Annotated in this window: 7 protein-coding genes; all 7 read right to left on the bottom strand. The window is 52.0% G+C overall.

Annotation, left to right across the window (positions count from 1 at the left end):
- Positions 1-371 precede the first annotated feature (371 nt).
- The 7 genes from LZ634_RS14435 to glsB all read right to left on the bottom strand — a co-directional run bounded on the left by LZ634_RS14435 (position 372) and on the right by glsB (position 6,635).
- Positions 372-812, bottom strand: coding sequence for a GNAT family N-acetyltransferase (locus LZ634_RS14435; RefSeq protein WP_234506452.1), 441 nt, complete (start codon positions 810-812; stop codon positions 372-374).
- Positions 813-824: 12 nt separating this feature from the next.
- On the bottom strand, positions 825-1,739 hold the full coding sequence (locus tag LZ634_RS14430) for a bestrophin family protein (RefSeq protein ID WP_265178961.1): 915 nt from the start codon (positions 1,737-1,739) through the stop codon (positions 825-827).
- Between the two features lie 268 nt (positions 1,740-2,007).
- A complete protein-coding gene (locus LZ634_RS14425; protein WP_234506445.1) occupies positions 2,008-3,459 on the bottom strand; it encodes a tagaturonate reductase in 1,452 nt (483 codons plus the stop codon).
- 114 nt (positions 3,460-3,573) lie between these two features.
- Positions 3,574-4,101, bottom strand: a complete 528-nt coding sequence (locus tag LZ634_RS14420; RefSeq protein WP_234506443.1) for a GNAT family N-acetyltransferase — start codon at positions 4,099-4,101, stop codon at positions 3,574-3,576.
- An 84-nt stretch (positions 4,102-4,185) separates the two neighbouring features.
- Complete coding sequence (locus LZ634_RS14415; RefSeq protein ID WP_234506440.1) at positions 4,186-5,178, bottom strand: sensor domain-containing diguanylate cyclase; 993 nt, start codon at positions 5,176-5,178, stop codon at positions 4,186-4,188.
- A 165-nt stretch (positions 5,179-5,343) separates the two neighbouring features.
- A complete protein-coding gene (locus LZ634_RS14410) occupies positions 5,344-5,709 on the bottom strand; it encodes a DUF4186 domain-containing protein (RefSeq protein WP_234506438.1) in 366 nt (121 codons plus the stop codon).
- Complete coding sequence (gene glsB, locus LZ634_RS14405) at positions 5,709-6,635, bottom strand: glutaminase B (RefSeq protein ID WP_234506434.1); 927 nt, start codon at positions 6,633-6,635, stop codon at positions 5,709-5,711. The genes LZ634_RS14410 and glsB overlap by 1 nt, the downstream gene beginning before the upstream one ends.
- Between the last annotated feature and the right edge of the window lie 18 nt (positions 6,636-6,653).

Raw genomic sequence — 6,653 nt, 5'->3', positions numbered from 1 at the left:
AGATGGAGGGTCAAGATCACACTGGAGTGGCGCAGAACGTTCCAGGGAAGTATGGCCGCGCGAAATGGATAAAAATGTTATCCACAGAAACGGTGCACAACCTTGTGGGTAATAGGCCGAAAAGCCGTTGATTACTGGGGAATTGACCGATTGGTCAAGGGCGCAGCAGGTGCCAGCGCCCGATAGGATGTGTTGGTCTCGCCTACCAGCTTAATGCCCGTACCAGCGATAAATCCCAGGCGGTTGCAAACAGCGAAACGAACACAATAATGTTTACAGCCGTCTCGATTCTCTTTTCCATTTTGATTCTCCCTATGTCGGTACAACCATTAAACATGGAAAACCTTAATGATTTATTCCACACATCGCGATTAGAGCGTCACACTGTAGCGAACGAAATCATCGGCAGCGACAAACTCATCATAAAGCTTACGAGCAGGATTATGAATACGAGTATGCCAGTAGAAACGCGACCATCCCTGCTCTTTCGCTTCCGTTAGCACGAATTGTATTAGCTGGCGAGCAACACCCTTACCGCGAAACGCCGGGTCGACATACAGATCTTCCAGATAGCAGATAGGTGCCGTCACCCAGGTGCCCTCATGAAGCACGCACAGCGCAAAACCTGCCACCACGCCATCGACAACCGCCACCCGGCAAAACATAGATGAGGCCGGATCGTGGATTCGTTTCCAGGTATATTCCGTAACATTATCCGGAATCTGGCTCTCATAAAAGGCCGTGTATCCTTGCCATAGCGCTAACCACTGTGCCTTATCTTCAGCCTGGATAGAACGAAAAATCACGCTCACGTCATCACCTTATTAGGTTAATTGATAGTACTTATCGACGGTAATCCGGGGAGGTATCTGCGGCGTATCATTCATTTGTAGCAAATCGATCTCGATGGCGTTACAGATAGCATCCAGCGGCAAATCATTATTTTCCATACCGAAGGGTTCTTCAAGCTCTTCCGCCAGCGTATCTAACGAGATAAAGGTGTACGAAATCAGCACCGAGATAAAGGGCGTCATGTAGTGCAGATCCACCACCAGGGCAAATGGCAGCATGATGCAGAACAGATACACGGTACGGTGCAGAATCAATGAATAGGCGAACGGTACCGGCGTATTGGCGATACGTTCACAGCCCGCGAGCACAATCGACATGTCATTCAGGCGGATATTTAAGCTGTGGTACAAAATATCCGACAGTTCCCCTTCCCGACGCCGCTGCGCCAGCCAATCCCCCATAATCAGCAAAAGACGATTCGCCGGCGACTGTGCGGCCATCACCTGTGCCAAATGTTCTTCACTGAGATACTGAGCCAGCACCGCTCGGGTCGGCTGGCGGCGAAGAGTCAGGCGCAGGCAATGGGCAAAGGCGATTTGTAACCCGACAAACTCCGCAAGCTGGGGGTCATTATGCAGCGTGTTTTTCACTTCTCGCAGTAATGAACGCGAGGCAATCATCAACTGTCCCCATAGCTGTCTCGCCTCAACGTAGCGCGCATAGCAGGCGTTGTTACGAAAACCGAGGAAAATGGCAATCGCCACGCCGAGAATACTGAATGGCGCGACGGTCAGCTTGAATCCCAATGACGAATACCAGGGCAGGATCAGGATGACAACGATGGACAACAGGAAATTGAGTAGCAAACGCGAGAAGATTTTTGGTAGCACTGAACCGTGCCAAACGAAAATACGGGCCAGCCAGTGCTGGTGAGGACGGACGATCATGTTTTTTTCAATCTGGTTAACAATTTGTATATTAAACGTGATCTTCGTCATGTATTCAAGCGAGCAACCGGTAGAGATGGTATTCTGGCCGCCCTTTTTTGATGCCTGACTTTATGTTTTTGCACGGTGCTTCATAGGTATAACATCAAATACGCAATGTATGTTGTAACTAATGCATCGCACGTTATGGATATTAAACGGGCCTGCATTGAGCGATAAACCAACAAAAAACCCGGCCAGAGCCGGGTTGAGTCTCGTTACAGCGTGATTAGCACAGCGGCTGAACGGCTTTGCGCATCCCTTGGGTCAGGATGGCGTCAAGATCGGCGGAAACCTGTTCGACCAATCCTGAAACTTGTGTAAGATCTTGCTCCCAATGATCGCTGACTGACAGTACCGCTTTCACCAGGTCCGCGGTACCGATCTGCTGATCACGATGCAGCGCCCACAGTTTTTGATAGCTCTCAATCCAGTGCGCATCATCCTGTACCGGATAGGTTTCACCGTTACGTTCACCGCGATAGAAAGCGATCAGCGCCGCCAGTGCAAATGTCAGACGGGCTGGCAGTTTGCCGCTCGCCTTCTGCCCTGCCAGTAGCTGCGGGAGAATACGGGTACGGAATTTAGTCATCCCGTTCAGCGAAATCGACAGCAGCTGGTGCTTAATGTACGGGTTACGGAAACGCCCCGTTACCGCACTGGCGAAGGATTCCAGCTCATCTTTTGGCAGATCTAACACTGGAATGATTTCCTGGTAGATCGCTTTCTCAACGAAGGCACAGATTTCAGCATCGTTCATGGCCTCGCCCACGGTATCAATACCGGACTGGAACGCGACCGGTACCAGCGCGGTATGCGCTCCGTTCAGAATCGCGACTTTACGTTCTTTATACGGCTTGATGTCGTCAACAATCAGCACATTCAGCGCCAGTTTATCGAGACGCAGTTCGCTGGCCAGAGATTTTGGCCCCTGAATAACGAACAGATAGAAGTGTTCGGCGGTATCGAGGAAACCATCTTTATACCCCAGCTCCGCTTCCAGGTTAGCCGCTTCGTCGCGCGGATAACCGGTAACGATACGGTCCACCAGCGTAGAGCAGAAGGTGTTAGATTCATTCAGCCAGGCCATGAATTCTGCAGGCAGCGCCCACTCCTGCGCGTAGCGTACAACCAGTTCGTGCAGCGCGTCACCGTTGTAATCAATCAACTCACAAGGAATGATAACCCAGCCTTTATCCGCCGCCCCATTGAAGTGGCTAAAGCGTTCGAAGAGCAGGCGAGTCAGTTTTGCCGGATAACTTACCGCTGGCGCATCATCAAACTTATCGCCCGCATGATAGCTGATACCGGCTTCGGTGGTGTTGGAGAAAACAAAACGCATATCTGGATTATGGGCGAGCTTCAGGAACGCATCGTAGTCACTGTAGGCACTGATTTCACGGTTTACGGAACGGATCAGGCGAGCATCACTCACTGCTTCGCCCTTCTCATTCAAGCCACGAATAATTGTCGTGTACAGGCCATCCTGAGTACTGAGCGACGGCGGGAAATCACTGGCGATTGGGCGCACGATGACCACCCCGGAATTCAGGTCGGTATGTTCGTTCAGCAGATCGATCTGCCAGTCAACGAACGCACGCAGGAAGTTTCCTTCGCCAAACTGGATAATACGCTCAGGGTATTGGGCACCGGGGAAATCATGGCGGTTCAGTGTTTTCACAATGGGTTCCTTTCTGGATTAGTCATACAGCCTGCTCAATTGGTGTAATAACTTATCAGATTTTCCGCTTATGAAACCGTGTTTTGATCAAAAGTGAGAGAATAAATAGCGAGTCTATAAAAATTTGTAAAAAATTGAGGTAGCCGTCAGTTCACCGTCCGGCATCAGGGCGTAACGCGGGATTTCCCCGACTTTCTGCCAACCGCATTGTTGATAGAAATACTCAGCGCCGCTACCGGTCGCTGTATCCAGCACCAGCACCGTTTTCTGCGCATCAATCGCCACCTGTTCCAGCCGCTGCATTAGCGCTCGGGCAACGCCGCTACGGCGTGCACATTCATGCACCAATAGCTTGGCGACATCTGCACGATGGGGTTGATTCTCCGGCTGGTCGGTAATGAGTTGGACCGTGCCGACAACACGCTGCTCGGCGTTTTTTGCCACCAGCAGCACCCGCTCGCCGCGAGCAACGCTTATCGCCGTGCGGCGCCAGAAAGCCTTAGCGGTTTCTGCCGTGAAAGGCAGCATGAAACTGACTGACGCGCCGCCATCAACGCAGTTAGACAGCACTTCCGTTAGCGCATCGAGATGGCAAATAATTTCAGCGTCTGAAAAGGTGTGTAGCGAAAAGGATGTTTGCATGGTCTTCTCCTATTAATAGAAAAACCACTATCACGTTAACCTTTTGATAACACAATAAGCTGCGTCATTGTATTTTCGTATGACTTAGTGGACGAAGATCTGATTTTTACCGCCCCGTTTGGCCTCATAGAGCGCATTATCCGCCGCCTGCAACCAATCCGTCACTTCCTGCATTTCCGGCAGCGCATCGGCAATACCAATACTCAGCGTTAATGTTTGTTGATGATCCGGACGCTCAGTTACCACCGCCGTGGCATCCATAATACGCTGAGCAATGGCTCGCCCTTCTTCCCGTGATGTATTAGGAAGCAGGATCACAAATTCATCGCCCCCCAATCGGGCAGGCGTATCCGATGGACGGGTCGCCATCTGCAAAATCTGCGACACGGTCTTAAGCATCACGTCGCCGACTTTATGCCCAAACCGGTCATTAACCTCTTTGAAGTTATCAAGATCAATAAACATCAGCAACGAATGCCCGCATTGCTGCTTAAGACGAACAAGCTCCCAGGAGATACGCTGCTCCAGCAGACGTCGATTAGCGATATCTAATAGCGGGTCGAGCATGGCGATGCGTTCCAGCTCCTGGCTTTTAAGTCGCAGTTTCACCGCAATACTGTCGGTGAGGAAACTGAGCGCCAGGACGTAGAGCGAAATCAGCGGTAGCGTCGCCAGCATGGTGCGCTGAGTGACGTAGGCGTCAAACGGCATCCCCGTGAGCACCCAACTCACGGCAAATCCCGCCAGCATCATTCCCGCCGCTTTACGCATCAGCGACACGCCGCCCGCCGAGAGTCTATCCGTCATCAGGATCGTGGCGATCGTTATCGACGGCAGCGGATTACACGCTATCATGGCAATCCAGAAGCCACCGACGGCCGCGTCAATGAGCAGATTTTGTTGTTCTACCTGCCGGGGTATTGGCGAGCGACGTGCGCGCCGGTATGCCATCGTTGGCCAGACAAATGCGTTGATGCCCAACAGCACCTGTAAAAACAGCGGCTGCTGGCGTTCAAGAAGCACAGATAAAATAGGAAGAAAGCAGAGAAAGGTGCCCAGGATCCGCATCAGATACATTCGTCTGACAAACCGGGTGCCTGTCACCCCATTATTCGCAATTAGTTTGCCAAAACCATTCATAACACAATTTATTCCGATACGTCGCCCGGCCTATCATATTGAGCAACGTTCGTCTGAGCAAGCTATCAAAATAGATAGCTTTTCAGATTAAACTTAGAAATGTTACTTCTCAGCTTTGTTCATCTGAATGACCAGCCAGTGATGGATAACGCGAACAATATACTGTTGTTGCCCGTCACTGAGTGCCTGTCCTTGCGGGATTTGATGCCATTTTTCCAGGCAACCGCGACAGCAGGTCGCCGTCGCATGCTGGGCAATAAACACCGGATGACCGCGCATCGGCGTCTGCTTACCATCATTATTTGGCAATGACGGCGCCAGACGCCCGGCAACAAAATCAGCCGCATGGCGGTCAATCACCTCTGCGCCTTTATCCAGACAGTACTGCCGCTCCTTCACGCCAAGCCGAAAACGGCTGCGAAAAGGCGAGCGCTGTAGGCGCGAGAACAAAATGTCTAGCCTATCCATCAGTAAACCGAACGTCCTATTTGCTGCGTGAGTTTTTCCAGTACCGCCACACCCGCCAGCGAGTTCCCGGTTTCATCCAGTTCCGGGCTCCACACGGCAATCGCCATCTCGTGCGGCACAATCGCTACTACCCCGCCGCCGACACCGGATTTCGCCGGTAGCCCGACGCGCCAGGCAAATTCCCCGGCGTTCTGATACATGCCACTGGTAGCCATCAGCGCATTAATCTGTCTCGTCTGCATCGGCGAAACGACCGGTCTATCCAGATGCGCCACCTGCCCCTGGTTTGCCAGGAACAAAAAGGTCTGCGCCAGCTCCACGCAGCTCATCTTCAGCGCGCAATAATGGAAGTAGTTTTGCAACACGGTCGCGACATCGTGATGGAAGTTACCGAAAGATTTCATCAACCAGGCAATAGCCGCATTACGGGCCGAATGCTCAAACTCCGAACGCGCGACCTGCAGATCGTAACCAATATCCGGCACGCCGCTAAGTTTGCGGACTATTTCAAGCATACGCTGACGCGGCGCGCTTAATCGTCCCTGTAACATATCGCAGACCACCAACGCCCCGGCATTAATAAACGGGTTACGCGGAATGCCCTGCTCTATTTCAAGCTGCAAAAGGGAGTTAAACGGCTGACCGGAGGGATCTTTCCCCACCCGTGACCAGATCTCTTCAGCCTGATAATGGTTCATCGCCACCACCAGACTGAGGACTTTTGAAATCGACTGAATAGAGAACCGCTCGCTCGCATCGCCGGCGCAAAAGTGCTGCCCATCGACGGTGCTAATAGCGATCCCCAGTTTATTACCGCTGACGCAGGCCAGTGCCGGAATGTAGTCCGCCACTTTGCCTTGCCCAATCAACGGCCGGACGTCGTTAAGAATCGACGTCAGCATGGCATTATTGATAACCGCAGCCACTTACGCTCCTTGCCCACA

This window comes from Kluyvera intermedia, from assembly GCF_021440345.1.
GTDB classification, from domain to species: Bacteria; Pseudomonadota; Gammaproteobacteria; order Enterobacterales; family Enterobacteriaceae; genus Kluyvera; species Kluyvera intermedia_A.
Note: the sequence above shows the minus strand (reverse complement) of the source record. Positions and strands in the feature narration are given on the sequence as shown.

Coding starts and splice junctions, on each gene's coding strand:
- LZ634_RS14430 (WP_265178961.1), bottom strand. CDS start 1,739: ATGATCGTCCGTCCTCACCAGCACTGGCTGGCCCGTATTTTCGTTTGG.
- LZ634_RS14420 (WP_234506443.1), bottom strand. CDS start 4,101: ATGCAAACATCCTTTTCGCTACACACCTTTTCAGACGCTGAAATTATT.
- LZ634_RS14415 (WP_234506440.1), bottom strand. CDS start 5,178: ATGTATCTGATGCGGATCCTGGGCACCTTTCTCTGCTTTCTTCCTATT.
- LZ634_RS14410 (WP_234506438.1), bottom strand. CDS start 5,709: ATGGATAGGCTAGACATTTTGTTCTCGCGCCTACAGCGCTCGCCTTTT.